A 14,207-nucleotide genomic window follows, 5' to 3' on the forward strand; every position below is an offset into this window, starting at 1 on the left:
GGTCAGCTCTTCTTGAAAGCGCTGTAGCGGCCCTCGCGCTCCACCAGCTCCAGGGGCACCTCGAAGGTCTCCGACAGGTTCTCCGAGGTCAGGGTCTCCCCCATGGGACCGGCGGCCACCAGCTCGCCGTCGCGCAGCAGCAGCACATGGGTGAAGCCGGGCGGGATCTCCTCCAGATGGTGGGTGACCAGCACTGTGGCCGGAGCATCCTCCCAGTCCACCAGCTCAGAAATCGAGGAGACCAGCTCTTCACGCCCGGCCAGGTCCAGGCCGGCGCCGGGCTCATCGAGCAGCAGCAGCTCGGGGTCAGTCATCAGTGCGCGGGCGATCTGGACCCGCTTGCGCTCCCCCTCACTGAGCGTGGAGAAGGGCCGGTCGAACACCGTGCCCACACCCCAGGCATTGAGCAGGCCGAAGGCCCGGCGCTCGTCCAATCGCTCATACTGCTCGCGCCACCTCCCGGTCACCCCATAGGCCGCGGTGAGCACCGTGTTCAGCGCAGTCTCATGGCCGGGAATGGAGTTCGCCACCGCATTGGAGCACAGTCCGATCCGCGGGCGCAGCTCGAACACATCCACCGCTCCCAGGGTCTCGTCCAGCACCTGAGCGGTCCCTGTGGTGGGGAACAGCCGGCCGGAGGCGATCTGCAGCAGGGTGGTCTTGCCCGCCCCGTTGGGCCCCAGGATCACCCAGCGCTGCCCCTCCTGGATCTGGAAGCTGACATTGTTGAGCAGCAGTTTGCGGCCGCGGCGCACAGTGACGCCCTGGAGATTCAGCACGGGACTCATGGGCCCAACACTACCGAACCCGAGCAGCAGAGATAGGCTGAGACGCGCTATGACTGACCTGCCTGCCGGAGCCGTGGCGATGATCGCCGCCGAGAACCTCGAGCCCGCCCTGATCCGTTCCCTCACCGCTGAGTTCGGGCGCCGCGGCCTGATGCATGCGGCGCAGTCCGCCCAGTTCAGCACAGCCGGCGGCCCTGTGCAGGCCGTGCGGTGGGCGGTCTCCATGGAGGACTACGACGACCCCAGCGGCACCGACTGGCTGGGCTCGCTGCTGGACACCGCTGCAGAGCAGCTTGCGCACGACGCCGTCACCACCACTGTGCTGCCCGCCGCCCAGCGGCTTCCGGACTCACCTTCAATGCTGATTATGGATGTGGACTCCACACTGATCGATCAGGAGGTCATCGACCTGCTCGCCGCCCATGCCGGGCGCGAGGCGGAGGTGGCCGAAATCACCGAACGCGCTATGCGCGGCGAGCTGGACTTCACCCAGAGCCTGCACGCCCGGGTCAGCGCCCTGGCCGGGCTGCCCGACACAGTTCTTCATGAAACCTTCCAGAAGGTGACCCCCACCTCAGGTGCCCAGCAGCTGATCGGTGCCTGGCGGCGTCGTGCCTGGCCGGTGTTCGCCGTCTCCGGCGGGTTCGTCCAGATCCTGGCGCCGCTGGCCGAACAGCTGGGCCTGACCGGCTATGACGCCAACACCCTGGAGGTGGCCGACGGCCAGCTCACCGGCCGGGTCACCGGTGAAGTGGTGGACCGCAGCGTCAAACGCCAACGCCTGCTGGACTGGGCCGGCGACCAGGGCGTGGCTGTTCAGCATGTGGTCGGGGTGGGCGATGGAGCCAATGACCTGGATATGGTGAGTACAGCAGGCATCGGAGTGGCCTTCTGCGCCAAACCAGCATTGGCCGGACAGGCTGATCTGGTGATCGAGCATCGCAGCATGGAGCTGATCGGCTTCGCGCTGGGGCTCTCGCAAGACGAACCGGCCCGCCCCGGGTAGGCTGGAGTGAGTGGGCTCACGCCAGCTGGCCTGAGCTCAACCCCGGCACAAGGGCGTGCCTCCGCATAAGCCCCCTTTGTAGAGACGAATCACCGCTTGGAGGACACTCACAGTGACCGAAATCTTCACCGACCTGGACAAGAAGGCCGTGGACACCCTGCGGGTGCTGGCCGCCGACGCCGTCGAGAAGGTCGGATCCGGCCACCCCGGCACCGCAATGAGCCTGGCTCCCGCCGCCTACCTGCTGTTCCAGAAGGTGATGCGCCACGATCCCTCCGATCCGCAGTGGATCGGCCGCGACCGGTTCATCCTCTCCCCCGGCCACACCAGCCTGACCCTCTACCTGCAGCTGTACTTCTCCGGCTACGGGCTTGAGCTGGAGGATATTGAGGCGCTGCGTACCTGGGGCTCCAAGACCCCGGGCCACCCCGAGTACGGCCACACCGACGGTGTGGAGATCACCACCGGACCGCTGGGCCAGGGCCTGGCCTCCGCAGTGGGCTTCGCCTACGGCCAGCGACGGCTGCGCGGGCTGCTGGACCCCGAGGCGCCGGCCGGTCAGTCCCCCTTTGACCACAACGTGTGGGTCATCGCCTCCGACGGCGACCTGCAGGAGGGCGTGACCTCCGAAGCTTCCAGCCTGGCCGGCCACCAGGGCCTGGGCAATCTCAATGTGATCTGGGACGACAACAAGATCTCGATTGAGGATGACACCGATATCGCCTTCACCGAGGATGTGCTGGCCCGTTACGAGGCCTACGGCTGGCATGTGCAGCGGGTCGACTGGCTGAAGACCGGTGACTACGCCGAGGATGTGGCCGAGCTGGACCGCGCCCTTGCCGCCGCCAAGGCCGAGACCACCAAGCCCTCGCTGATCGCGCTGCGCACCATCATCGGGTGGCCCGCCCCCGGCAAGCAGAACACCGGCGGTATCCACGGCTCCAAGCTGGGCCCTGAGGAGCTGGCCGCCACCAAGGAGCTGCTCGGCTTCGACCCGGCAGCCCACTTCCACGTGGCAGAGGAGGTCATCGCCCACGCCCGTGAGGTCAAGGCCCGCGGGGCGCAGGCCCGTGCCGAATGGGAGAAGTCCTACCAGGCCTGGCGGGAGAACAACGAGGACGCCGCGGCACTGCTGGACCGCCTGCTCGCCGGGGATCTGCCCACCGGCTGGGAGGAGTCCCTGCCGGAGTTCCCCGCCGGTGAGGCTGTGGCCACCCGGGCTGCTTCCGGCAAGGTGATCAACGCGGTGGCCCCGGTGCTGCCCGAGTTGTGGGGCGGCTCCGCCGACCTGGCCGGATCCAATAACACCCTGATCGCGGGGGAAGAATCATTCGGTCCCGCCGCCAGCTCCACGGGCAAGTTCACTGCCAGCCCCTATGGCCGCAACCTGCACTTCGGCATCCGTGAGCATGCCGCAGCGGCCATCACCAACGGCATCCAGCTCTCGGTTCCGCTGCGCACCTACAACGGCACCTTCCTGATCTTCTCCGACTACCAGCGCCCGGCCGTGCGGTTGGCGGCTCTGATGGGCATCGGCTCGATCTTCGTGTGGACCCATGACTCCATCGGCCTGGGCGAGGACGGGCCCACGCACCAGCCGGTGGAGCAGCTGGCCAGCCTGCGGGCGATCCCCGGCCTGGACGTGACCCGCCCCGCGGACGCCAATGAGGTGGCCGTGGTCTGGCGTGAGGTGCTCAAACGTCGCAGCAAGCCCGCCGGCATCGCGCTGACCCGCCAGGGGGTGCCCACGTTCGCCCGCGGTGCGGGCGAAGCCACCGCCGATGAGTTCGGCTCAGTCGAGGGCGCAGCCAAGGGAGCCTATGTGCTGGCAGAGGCGGTCCGGGACGGCGTCGTCGTCCATCCTGAGGTGATCCTGATCGGCACCGGTTCCGAGGTGCAGCTGGCCGTGCAGGCCCGCGAGGCCCTGGCCGAGAAGGGTGTGGCCGCCCGTGTGGTCTCCGCCCCCTGCCTGGAGTGGTTCGCCGAGCAGGATCCCGCCTACCGGGAGCATGTGCTGCCCTCTGCCGTGAAGGCCCGGGTCGCGGTGGAGGCCGCCCACCCGCAGTCCTGGTACCAGTACGTGGGCGATGCCGGGCGGGTTGTGGGCCTGGACCACTTCGGCGGATCCGCCGACTACAAGGTCCTCTACGAGCAGTTCGGCATCACTGCCGAGGCGGTCACCGCCGCCGCTGAGGAGTCCATCAGCGCCGTCACCAACATCAGCAACTGAGACCCCTACTCTTCAGATCTTCAGACCAAGGAGCAGATATGAGTGCCGAAACTGCCGCAGGAAACCCGAACACCAAGGCCCTCTCCGATGTGGGCGTATCCATCTGGCTCGATGATCTCTCCCGCCAGCGGCTGGAGTCGGGATCGCTGGCCAAGCTGATCGAGTCACATCATGTGGTCGGGGTGACCACCAACCCCACCATCTTCGAATCAGCTGTGGGCTCCGGCGACTCCTATGAGGGGCAGCTGGCCGAACTGGCCGCCAAGGGCGCCGATGCCGAGCAGGCCGTCTTCGAGATCACCACCGCTGATGTGCGCGAGGCCTGCGACGTCTTCGCTGGGGTCTACGCCGCCAGCGAGGGGGTGGACGGCCGGGTCTCCATCGAGGTGGACCCGCGGCTGGCCCGCAATGCCGATGCCACCATTAAGGAGGCCAAGCGGCTCTACCAGGCGGTGGACCGGGAGAACGTGATGATCAAGATCCCGGCCACGGTGGAAGGTATCGAGGCGATCGCCGCTGTGCTCGCCGAGGGGATCAGCGTCAACGTGACCCTGGTGTTCTCCCTGGAGCGCTACCGGGCGGTGATCAACGCGTTCATGCTGGGCCTGGAGAAGGCCTACGCCGAGGGATTGGACATCTCCAAGATCCACTCAGTGGCCAGCTTCTTCGTCTCTCGGGTGGACACTGAGGTGGACAAGCGTCTGGAACTGGCCGCGGAGGAGGGCAAGCCCGGCACCGAGAAGCTGAAGTCCAAGGCCGCCATCGCCAATGCGCGGCTGGCCCACCAGATCGCTTCGGAGTCTTTCACCTCCGAACGCTGGCTGCTGCTGGCAGATCGGGGCGGGCGGCCACAGCGGCTGCTGCTGGCCTCCACCGGCACCAAGGACCCCAGCCTCTCTGACACCCTCTACGTCACCGAGCTGGCAGCTGCCGGAGTGGTCAACACCATGCCGGAGAAGACCCTGAACGCCCTGGCTGATCACGGCGAGGTGGATGGAGACACTATGACGGACACGTATGTGGACTCCAACCGGGTGCTCGATGGCATCTCTGCCGCCGGAATCAGCTACCGCGAGGTGGTGGACGCCCTGGAGGCTGAGGGCCTGGGGAAGTTCGAGAAGTCCTGGGAGGGACTGCTCGCCACCGTCGACGAGGGCCTGAAGCGCAACGCCTGAGCCTGCTGTCCTGCCGTTCCAGTACTGCCCGAAGGGAAGAGAAGATGAGCTCGCTGTCACTGACTCTGCTCGGCGCGGCCCGCCAGGCCGCCGAAGCCCAAGTCCCCGGACTGGTGGACCACGAGTTCGCCTCCCGGCTGGCCGCCAAGGACCACACACTGTGGGGCCCCGAGGCTGAGGATGAATCCGCAAAACGGCTCGGCTGGGTGGCCCCCTTCGAGGCCGCCCGCCCGCTGGTGGAGCAGATCACCGCACTGCGCGCCGAACTGGCAGCCGAAGGCGTGGACCGGGTGGTGCTGGCCGGGATGGGCGGCTCATCGCTGGCCCCTGAGGTGATCACCGCCACCTATGGAGCCCAGCTGGTAGTGCTGGACTCCACCGACCCGCAGCAGGTCTCGGCTGCGCTGACGGATCTGGAGCGCACTGTGCTGGTGGTGTCCTCCAAGTCCGGCTCCACTGTGGAGACTGACTCGCAGCGCCGGATCGTGCAGCAGGCCTTCAGCTCTGCTGGGATCAGCGCTGCAGCGCGCACTGTAGTGGTCACCGATCCGGGCTCGCCGCTCGGAGAGTCCGCCCGGGAGCAGGGGGTGCGCGCGGTCTTCGAGGCCGACCCTTCGGTGGGCGGACGCTACTCTGCGCTGACTGCCTTCGGGTTGGTGCCCTCCGGTCTGGCCGGGGTGGATATTGCCGCACTGCTGGATGAGGCGGAGTCCGCACTGGACCTGCTCACCGAGGACGACGCCGCCAACCCGGGCCTGCAGCTCGGGGCGGCTATCGGCGGCACCTCCCCGCTGCGCGACAAGCTGGTGATCGCCGATGCCGGTTCCCCGTTGGTGGGCATCGGTGCCTGGATCGAGCAGCTGGTGGCAGAGTCCACCGGCAAGGAGGGCACCGGTCTGCTGCCGGTGATCGTGGCCGATGGCGAGCCGGAGCTGACCCGCGACGCCGATGATGTGCTGGTCGTGGAGATCGTGGATGCTGAGGCTGAAGACGGTGCCTCCGTGGACGCCGACCCGGCCGAGACTGTGGTCTCCCCGCATGTGGTGCGCACCGGCGGCAGCCTCGGGGCACAGTTCCTGCTCTGGGAGTTCGCCACTGCGGTGGCCGGTTCCCTGCTGGGCATCAATCCCTTCGACCAGCCTGACGTGGAGTCCGCGAAGGTGGCCGCCCGGTCCCTGCTGGGCTCCCCCGCCCCGGAGAGCGGGGAGGCTGTGACCGATGGGGCGGTCGAGATCCGCGCCTCAGGTGATGAGTCCCTGCTGACCAATGGGCAGGTGACGGTGGCCGAGGCGGTGCAGGCGTTGCTGGCCCGGGTCCCGGATACCGGCTATGTGGCCGTGATGGCCTATCTGGACCGCACCTCTGAGACCGAACTGGAGGAAATCCGCCCCCAGCTGGCCGCACTGGCCGGCAGGCCGGTGACCTTCGGCTGGGGCCCCCGGTTCCTGCACTCCACCGGGCAGTTCCACAAGGGCGGGCCAGCAGTGGGGGTCTTCCTGCAGATCACCACCTCGGCGGAGCAGGACCTGGATGTCCCGGAGCGGCCCTTCACCCTCACCCAGCTCATCTCCGCCCAGGCCAACGGTGATGCCGCCGTGCTGGCTGAGCACGGCCGGCCGGTGCTGCAGTTGCACCTGACCGATCGGAAGGCCGGGCTGCAGCAGGTCATCGACGCCGTATCCTCGCTGAGCTGAGCGGCGGTTCGAGGAGACTGATGACCAGCAGCGCAGCACATGGCGATCCTCTGGCGGGGGCACTGTCCCGCCGGACTTCCAGCAGCAGCGGGTCCCGGCCGGCCGGGGACTGTGCCATGGTGATGTTCGGCGTCACCGGGGACCTGGCCCGTAAGAAGCTGCTGCCGGCCCTCTATGATCTGGCCAACCGGGGCCGGCTCCCGGAGAGTTTCAGCCTGGTGGGCTTCGGCCGCCGGGAGTGGAGCCACCAGGAGTTCGCCGAGCAGGTCAAGACCTATGTGATGCAGCGGGCACGCACCGACTTCAACGAGGAGGTGTGGGAGCAGCTGGCCGCCGGCCTGCGGTTTGTGCAGGCCTCCGGCTTTGAGGATGACGCTGCCTATGAGCAGCTGGGCCAGCTGCTGGTGGAGCTGCAGGATGAGCGCGGCACCGGCGGAAACCATGCCTTCTACCTCTCGATTCCGCCCAACAGCTTCGAGACGGTGAGCCAAAAGCTCTCAGTGCACGGGCTGGCCCGCCGGGCGAAGTCCGCCGATGAACCCTGGTCCCGGGTGATCATCGAGAAGCCTTTCGGCCATGATGAGCACTCTGCCCATGAGCTCAATCAGGCGGTGGAGCGGGTCTTCGCCTCCGATGATGTCTTCCGCATCGATCATTACCTGGGCAAGGAGACCGTCCAGAACCTGCTTGCCCTGCGGTTTGCCAACCGGCTGTTCGAGCCGCTGTGGAACAACCAGCACATCGACCATGTGCAGATCACCATGGCGGAGAACATCGGCATCGAGGGCCGTGCCAGCTATTACGACGGTGTTGGCGCAGCCCGGGACGTGATCCAGAACCATCTGCTGCAACTGCTGGCGCTGACCGCGATGGAGGAGCCGATCAGCTTTGACGCGGACCACCTGCGCCGGGAGAAGGAGAAGGTGCTGGAGGCGGTCCGGGTGCCTGCGGACCTCGGGGCGGCAAGTGCCCGTGGGCAGTACGCCTCCGGCACTCAGGATGGGGAGGGCGTCGTCGGCTTCCTCCAGGAAGAGGGTTTTGACCCAGACTCCACCACTGAGACCTATGCGGCGTTCAAACTGGGTATCCACACCCGGCGCTGGGACGGGGTGCCGTTCTATCTGCGCTCCGGTAAACGGTTGGGCTCCCGGGTCACCGAGATCGTGGTGATGTTCAAGCGTGCTCCTAATCTGCTGTTCACCCAGGCTGATGAACGGCAGTTCGGGCAGAACGCGCTGATCATCCGGATCCAGCCCAATGAGGGCGCCACGCTGCGGCTGGCCTCCAAGGTACCCGGCACCGGGATGGAGATCCGGGATGTGAATATGGACTTCAGCTACGGGCGGTCCTTCACCGAGGAGTCCCCGGAGGCCTATGAACGGCTCATCCTGGACGTGCTGCTGGGCGAGCCCCCGCTGTTCCCCCGGCACCGCGAGGTGGAACTGTCCTGGCAGATCCTGGACCCCTTCATCAAGCGCTGGGAGGCCATGGCGGAGCAGCCCGAGCCCTATGCGCCTGGCTCCTGGGGACCGGCCTCAGCTGAGGAGCTGATGGCCCGCGACGGCCGGGCATGGAGGGTTCCTTAAGCCTGCCACCCTACTCTGACTAGGGAAAACAGTGTACGACGACGCATAGTTCCCTATTTTTGAAACAGTGAGGTTGGTTGCCATGGGAGTTCAGATCAATACTGAGACTGCTGCGCCGCAGGTGGAGGTCTTCGCAGATCGGGCGGAGGTGACCCGGACGATCGCCTCCCGGCTGCTGGCGGTGCTGAAGCAGGCGGCGCAGTCCCAGGGCATGGCCCATGTCTCGCTGACCGGTGGCGGTGCAGGCATCGCCACCCTGGAGGCAGTGGCCGAGCTGGTCCGGGAGGGCGCTGAGGCCCCGGACTGGGCCTCGGTGCATTTCTGGTGGGGCGATGAGCGGCTGCTGCCGGCGGGGGACGAGGACCGCAACGAGACCCAGGCCAGGGCGGCGCTGCTGGACTTCCTGGTGGCTGAGCAGGGACTGCCCACGGACAATATCTGCCCGATGCCCACCTCCGAGGAGGCCGCGCACCCGGAGGCTGGGGCACAGATCTATGCCCGGCAGCTGGAGGCCTTCGCCGCCGAGCACGGGGTCCAGGGCCCGCATGGGAAGCTGTTGATGCCGCGCTTCGACGTGATGCTGCTTGGTGTGGGGCCGGACGGGCATATCAACAGCCTGTTCCCTGGCAAGGATTCGCTAAGCGTGATCGGGCAGCCCACCACCGGGGAGTCCGACGCCCCGGTGGAACTGGGGCCGCCGCTGCGGGTGACTCTGACCTTCGACGCGGTGCACACGGCTCGCCGGGTCTGGACCGGGGTGACCGGTGCGGATAAAGCGGAGGCCGCTGCAGAAGCTCTGGTTCCCGGTGCCGATGTCACCCAATACCCTGCGGCCAACGCCCGCGGCGCCGAGGAGACCATCTGGCACCTGGACCAGGCCGCTGCCGCACAGCTCTGAGCAATTCGGGACGATAACTGGCAGCACACACTTCGGCATCGTCATCTACTGCCCAAAAACTCCCGCATACCGGTCTCATCTGAGCAGTTGCCTACGACATACCCTGCGCAGCTCCGAGGCATCGTCGCCCACTGCCCATAACACCCACAGACACTGGGCGCAATTCCCCCTGTGCAGCGGGAACTGGATAGAGATAGAGGATCGATCGGAGCGACCCATTAGTTTCCCAGCGAACTCAGCTGGGGCGCTGGCGGAAAGCTCGGCGGCTCAGCAGCAGGGTGAGAAGGCAGGCGGCTGCGGCCCCGGCGGCCGCGGAGAGGAGCAGGGCGCCGGTGGACCAACCCGCGGCCTGAGTCTGCGCTGCGTCTATCTGCCCCGGATCCGCGGGATGATCGGTGCCCTCGCCCTCCGCCGGGGCACTGGGCGGGCTCTCGCGGCCCTCGGCCTGCTCCCCTGCGGTGGGCGCCGGATCCTCGGTGGGGGGCTCCTCGGGTGCGGGGGCGACGTCGTCCTCCTCCTGGTCCTCAGGCTCGGGCAGAGCCTCCAAGTGGCTGTAGACGATCTGACCGATATCGGTGACCACCGGATTGCCGATCGCCGCCATCTCCGTGAAGTCCCAGGTGGTGGTCACCTCGGTGAGCACCACTACTGCGTGCTCGCGGCCGGGGACCAGGAAGTAGCCGATGTCATGGGTGTAGTTGTCGATCTCCCCAGTCTTATGCGCCAAGGTGCCCTCTGCGGCGGGGATCTGGCCGAACTTGGTGCCGATCTGCTGGTCGAGCAGGGTCTCCAGCAGGAAGTCCCGGCTCTGGGGGCTCAGCAGCTGATCATCGGCATAGGCCGTGGTGAGCAGCCCCAGCAGCTCCTCCGCCTCGGCGATGTTCTCCGCCTCCGTGACCGCCGGGTTCTGGGAGTCCGCGACCCGGGTGTACCAGAGGTGCTCAGTGCCGAGGTCCTCGAAGAGCTGCTCAATGGGTTCCAGCCCGATGTAGTACACCAGGGTGTGTTGGGCCGTATTGTCCGATTCGGTGATCATCAGCTGGGCGAGCTCCTCCACAGTGGAGTCCATCGGCAGCGAGCCCTGGTCCAGATTGCCGGTGCCAGGCAGAGTCAGCTCGGGCGGCACGGTGATCGGGGCATCAAGGCTGATCACTCCGGCATCCACCTGCCTCAGCAGGGCGATCAGCACAGCTACCTTGACCGTGCTGGCCCCATGGTAGGTCTCACCCGGGTTGATCAGCAGAGGCTCGGCCGCCGGATCAGTGAGGTCCTGAACTCCTACTGAGACATTGACCCCCTGGGACTCTGCCCGGGCCACTGCCTCCTCGAGGGCCTGCTGCAGCTCGGGGTCCAGCGCTGCGGCGAGCAGAGCGCTGAGTGCAAGCCTCCGCATAGCCGGGGCAGCCGGTTTACCAGCTGCCGGTGGTCTGGATGATCAGGGCAAGCGCCACAATGATCAGTCCCCAGACGATGCCCAGCACGATGGTCAGCCGGGTCAGGTTGCGCTCGGCCACACCGGATGAGCCCAGTGAGGAGGTGATGCCGCCGCCAAACATATCCGACATACCGCCGCCGCGTCCTTTGTGCAGCAGGATCAGCAGGATAAGCAGGAGGCTGAGCACCAGCAGGGCGATCTGAAGCCCAATGGTCAGTGCGGTCACGTGCGGCCTTTCAGAGAACGTTCAACGTCGGTTTGCGCGGCTACCAGCGTAGCAGGTGCGCAGCGGGTGTCCGGGCAGGCTCAGGCGGTGATGTGCTTCTCGAACTGGGCGATCTTGGCGAACTCCTCAGCTTCCAGGGATGCACCGCCCACCAAGGCGCCGTCCACATCGGCCCCGGCAAGGATGGAGGCCACGTTCCCGGACTTCACCGAACCGCCGTAGAGGATGCGCACCGAGTCAGCGAATTCCTGGGAGTACAGCTCGGCAAGTTTGGCGCGGATGGCCGCGGCCAGTTCCTGGGCGTCCTCCGGTCCGGCGGTCTTGCCGGTGCCGATGGCCCAGACCGGCTCATAGGCGATCACCAGTTCTGCCAGCTGCTCAGCGGTGAAGCCCTCCAAGGCCGCCTGGACCTGAGCCAGGGTGTGGTGAACATGGTTGCCAGCCTCGCGGACCTCCAGGCCCTCCCCTACGCAGAGCACCGGCGCCAGCTGGTGGCGCAGGGCTGCCTCAATCTTGGAGCGAACGACGCCGTCCCCCTCACCGTGGATCTCCCGGCGTTCCGAGTGCCCCACGAGCACCTGGGAGCAGCCCAGCTTAGCCAGGAACGCACCGGAGATGTCCCCGGTGTAGGCCCCGGAATCCTGCGGGGAGAGGTCCTGTGCGCCGTATTCCAGGTCCAGCTTGTCGCCGGCGACCAGGGTCTGAACCCCGCGCAGATCGGTGAAGGGCGGGAATACTGAGACCTGCACACGCTCGTAGTCGTGATTGGCATCGTCCAGGGTCCAGGCCAGTTTCTGGACCAGGGCGATCGCCTGCATATGGTCCATGTTCATCTTCCAGTTGCCGGCGATAAGCGGGCGCCGGACGAACTGTCCATTCTTCTGCGTGGTCATGCTGCTCCCAATGCGTCGATTCCGGGCAGGTCTTTGCCCTCCAGGTATTCCAGTGAGGCTCCGCCACCGGTGGAGATATGACCGAAGCTGGATTCATCGAAGCCGAGCGCGCGCACTGCTGCTGCAGAGTCGCCGCCGCCAACCACGGTGAAGCCAGGGCAATCGGTAAGCGCCTGGGCCACCGCCCGGGTGCCTGCGGCGAAGGGCGCCATCTCGAAGACCCCCATGGGGCCATTCCAGAACACGGTGTTGGAGGCCGTGATCTGCCGGGCGAATGCGGCAGCGGACTCCGGCCCGATGTCCAGGCCCAGCGCCTGGTCACCATGGGCGCCGTTCTCCAGTTCACCCACCGGGAGCACCTCGTGCTCGGCATCGGCGGAGAAGCTGGCTGCCATGACGATATCGGTGGGGAAGATCAGCTGGCAGCCGTGCTTTTCGGCCAGGGCTACAAAGCTTTTGACCGTATCCAGCTTGTCCTCCTCCACCAGGGACTTGCCGATCCCGTATCCCATGGCCTTGGCGAAGGTAAAGACCATGCCGCCGCCGATCAGCAGAGCGTCAGCCTTGGGGATCAGGTTCTCGATCACCGCCAGCTTATCGGAGACCTTGGAGCCGCCAAGCACTACGGTGTAGGGCCGCTGGGGTGACCGGGTAAGCCGCTGCAGCACTTTCAGCTCAGCGGCCACCAAATCTCCCTGGTAGGCGGGCAGCAGCTTCGCGATGTCAGTGGTGGAGGCATGGGCCCGGTGCACTGCTCCGAAGGCATCGTTGACATAGGCGCCGTTCTCCCCGGTCAATGCCGCCAGCTCGGCGGCGAACTCCGCCCGGGCGGCGGCATCCTTGGAGGTCTCACGGGGGTCGAAGCGCACGTTCTCCAGCATGAAGATCTCGCCATCGCCCAGTTGGGCCACGGCCGCACGCGCCTCCTCACCGGCCAGCGGCAGCTGGGAGTCGATCCCGGTGACCCGGGCCTCCGTCAGCTGGCTGAGCCGGTGCGCCACCGGCTCCAGGGAGAACTCCGGATCGAAAGCACCCTTCGGCCGGCCGAGGTGAGCGGCAACGATGACCCGTGCACCTGCCCCCGTGAGCTTCTCCAGCACCGGAAGCGAGGCGCGGATCCGCCCGTCATCGGTCACAGTGCCGTCTTTGAGCGGGACGTTGAGGTCCGAGCGGACCAGTACAGTGCGGCCGGAAACGCCCTCGGCCAGCAGATCATTCAGGGTTGAAGCGCTCATGCGTTCAGACTACCTGGAACCGGCTAGAGCGAGGAGCCCACGAACTGAGTCATCTCCACCAGTCGGCTGGAGTAGCCGTACTCATTGTCGTACCAGCCGAAGACCTTCACCGTGTTGCCGATGACCTTGGTCAGAGGTGCGTCAAAGATGCAGGCATGCGGATCCCCGACGATATCGGTGGAGACGATCGGATCCTCGTTGTAGTCCAGGACTCCGGCCAGGGGCCCCTCGGCCGCGGCCTTGAACGCAGCGTTGACCTCCTCCACGGTTACGCCGTCCTTCTCCACGGTGACAGTCAGGTCGGTGCCGGAGCCGGTGATGGTGGGCACGCGCACGGCGAAGCCGTCGAGCTTACCGTCAATCTCAGGGATGACCAGGCCGATCGCGGCAGCTGCACCGGTGGACGTGGGCACCATGTTGACCCCGGCGGCGCGGGCCCGCCGGGCGTCGCGGTGCGGGGCGTCGTGCAGGCGCTGGTCGCCGGTGTAGGCGTGAATGGTGGTCATCAGACCCTCGACGATGCCGAACTCGTCATTGAGCACCTTGGCCAGGGGTGCTAGGCAGTTGGTGGTGCAGGAGGCGTTGGAGATCACGGTGTGGTTGGCGGCGTCGTAGGTGTTCTCGTTGATGCCGAGCACGAAGGTGCCGTCCACGCCCTTGCCCGGGGCGGAGAGGATGACCTTCTTCGCACCAGCGTCGAGGTGAGCCCCGGCGGCCTCCTTGTTGTTGAAGAAGCCGGTGCACTCGAGCACGATGTCCACACCCAGCTCGGCCCAGGGCAGATTGGCCGGCTCCTTCTCGGAGAGGAGCTTGACGCGGCGGCTGCCGACCACCAGGGTGTCTCCCTCCAGGGAGACGGGGGCCGGGAAGCGCCCCATGATGGAGTCATACTTAGTGAGGTTGAGCAGGGTGGCCGGGTCGGTGAGGTCGTTGATCGCCACGAGCTCCAGCTCAGAGCCCTGCTCCTCCAGAACGCGCAGTACCGTGCGTCCAATGCGTCCGAATCCGTTGATTGCGATCTTGACAGCCATAGGGTTTCCT

The 14,207-nt window shown here is 66.7% G+C and carries 12 protein-coding genes; 6 read left to right on the top strand and 6 right to left on the bottom strand.

Annotated features, from left to right (window positions below):
• Positions 1-2: 2 nt before the first annotated feature.
• Positions 3-788, bottom strand: a complete 786-nt coding sequence (locus GNZ21_RS14795) for an ABC transporter ATP-binding protein (RefSeq protein WP_157325667.1) — start codon at positions 786-788, stop codon at positions 3-5.
• Positions 789-837: 49 nt separating this feature from the next.
• Between GNZ21_RS14795 and serB the strand changes: the two genes are divergently transcribed.
• The 6 genes from serB (at position 838) to pgl (ending at position 9,377) form a co-directional block, all read left to right on the top strand.
• Positions 838-1,794, top strand: a complete 957-nt coding sequence (serB, locus tag GNZ21_RS14800) for a phosphoserine phosphatase SerB (RefSeq protein ID WP_229659359.1) — start codon at positions 838-840, stop codon at positions 1,792-1,794.
• Positions 1,795-1,906: 112 nt separating this feature from the next.
• Positions 1,907-4,024, top strand: coding sequence for a transketolase (gene tkt, locus GNZ21_RS14805; RefSeq protein WP_229659358.1), 2,118 nt, complete (start codon positions 1,907-1,909; stop codon positions 4,022-4,024).
• A gap of 38 nt (positions 4,025-4,062) precedes the next feature.
• A complete protein-coding gene (gene tal / locus GNZ21_RS14810) occupies positions 4,063-5,199 on the top strand; it encodes a transaldolase (protein WP_157325670.1) in 1,137 nt (378 codons plus the stop codon).
• A 44-nt stretch (positions 5,200-5,243) separates the two neighbouring features.
• Positions 5,244-6,893, top strand: a complete 1,650-nt coding sequence (locus GNZ21_RS14815) for a glucose-6-phosphate isomerase (protein ID WP_157325673.1) — start codon at positions 5,244-5,246, stop codon at positions 6,891-6,893.
• A gap of 20 nt (positions 6,894-6,913) precedes the next feature.
• Positions 6,914-8,479, top strand: coding sequence for a glucose-6-phosphate dehydrogenase (zwf, locus tag GNZ21_RS14820; RefSeq protein ID WP_157325675.1), 1,566 nt, complete (start codon positions 6,914-6,916; stop codon positions 8,477-8,479).
• A gap of 82 nt (positions 8,480-8,561) precedes the next feature.
• Positions 8,562-9,377 (top strand): 6-phosphogluconolactonase, encoded by an 816-nt coding sequence (gene pgl / locus GNZ21_RS14825; RefSeq protein ID WP_157325677.1) that lies wholly within the window; start codon positions 8,562-8,564, stop codon positions 9,375-9,377.
• Between the two features lie 235 nt (positions 9,378-9,612).
• Here pgl and GNZ21_RS14830 read toward each other — a convergent pair whose 3' ends face one another.
• The 5 genes from GNZ21_RS14830 to gap form a co-directional block, all read right to left on the bottom strand.
• The gene (locus GNZ21_RS14830) at positions 9,613-10,770 is read right to left on the bottom strand and encodes a serine hydrolase (RefSeq protein WP_157325678.1); all 1,158 of its coding nucleotides are present in this window, start codon (positions 10,768-10,770) and stop codon (positions 9,613-9,615) included.
• 16 nt (positions 10,771-10,786) lie between these two features.
• Positions 10,787-11,038 (bottom strand): preprotein translocase subunit SecG, encoded by a 252-nt coding sequence (gene secG, locus GNZ21_RS14835; protein WP_188503438.1) that lies wholly within the window; start codon positions 11,036-11,038, stop codon positions 10,787-10,789.
• A gap of 80 nt (positions 11,039-11,118) precedes the next feature.
• The gene (gene tpiA / locus GNZ21_RS14840; RefSeq protein WP_157325679.1) at positions 11,119-11,931 is read right to left on the bottom strand and encodes a triose-phosphate isomerase; all 813 of its coding nucleotides are present in this window, start codon (positions 11,929-11,931) and stop codon (positions 11,119-11,121) included.
• Positions 11,928-13,166 (bottom strand): phosphoglycerate kinase, encoded by a 1,239-nt coding sequence (locus tag GNZ21_RS14845; RefSeq protein ID WP_157325680.1) that lies wholly within the window; start codon positions 13,164-13,166, stop codon positions 11,928-11,930. The genes tpiA and GNZ21_RS14845 overlap by 4 nt, the downstream gene beginning before the upstream one ends.
• A 23-nt stretch (positions 13,167-13,189) precedes the next feature.
• Positions 13,190-14,197, bottom strand: a complete 1,008-nt coding sequence (gene gap / locus GNZ21_RS14850; protein ID WP_157325681.1) for a type I glyceraldehyde-3-phosphate dehydrogenase — start codon at positions 14,195-14,197, stop codon at positions 13,190-13,192.
• Positions 14,198-14,207: the final 10 nt, after the last annotated feature.

This window comes from Nesterenkonia alkaliphila (assembly GCF_009758175.1).
GTDB lineage: Bacteria > Actinomycetota > Actinomycetes > Actinomycetales > Micrococcaceae > Nesterenkonia > Nesterenkonia alkaliphila.

Bases quoted from the DNA above. Each gene is read 5' to 3' on its own strand.
- GNZ21_RS14795 (WP_157325667.1), bottom strand. From the start codon at position 788: ATGAGTCCCGTGCTGAATCTCCAGGGCGTCACTGTGCGCCGCGGCCGC.
- serB (WP_229659359.1), top strand. From the start codon at position 838: ATGACTGACCTGCCTGCCGGAGCCGTGGCGATGATCGCCGCCGAGAAC.
- tal (WP_157325670.1), top strand. From the start codon at position 4,063: ATGAGTGCCGAAACTGCCGCAGGAAACCCGAACACCAAGGCCCTCTCC.
- GNZ21_RS14815 (WP_157325673.1), top strand. From the start codon at position 5,244: ATGAGCTCGCTGTCACTGACTCTGCTCGGCGCGGCCCGCCAGGCCGCC.
- zwf (WP_157325675.1), top strand. From the start codon at position 6,914: ATGACCAGCAGCGCAGCACATGGCGATCCTCTGGCGGGGGCACTGTCC.
- pgl (WP_157325677.1), top strand. From the start codon at position 8,562: ATGGGAGTTCAGATCAATACTGAGACTGCTGCGCCGCAGGTGGAGGTC.
- GNZ21_RS14830 (WP_157325678.1), bottom strand. From the start codon at position 10,770: ATGCGGAGGCTTGCACTCAGCGCTCTGCTCGCCGCAGCGCTGGACCCC.
- tpiA (WP_157325679.1), bottom strand. From the start codon at position 11,931: ATGACCACGCAGAAGAATGGACAGTTCGTCCGGCGCCCGCTTATCGCC.
- GNZ21_RS14845 (WP_157325680.1), bottom strand. From the start codon at position 13,166: ATGAGCGCTTCAACCCTGAATGATCTGCTGGCCGAGGGCGTTTCCGGC.
- gap (WP_157325681.1), bottom strand. From the start codon at position 14,197: ATGGCTGTCAAGATCGCAATCAACGGATTCGGACGCATTGGACGCACG.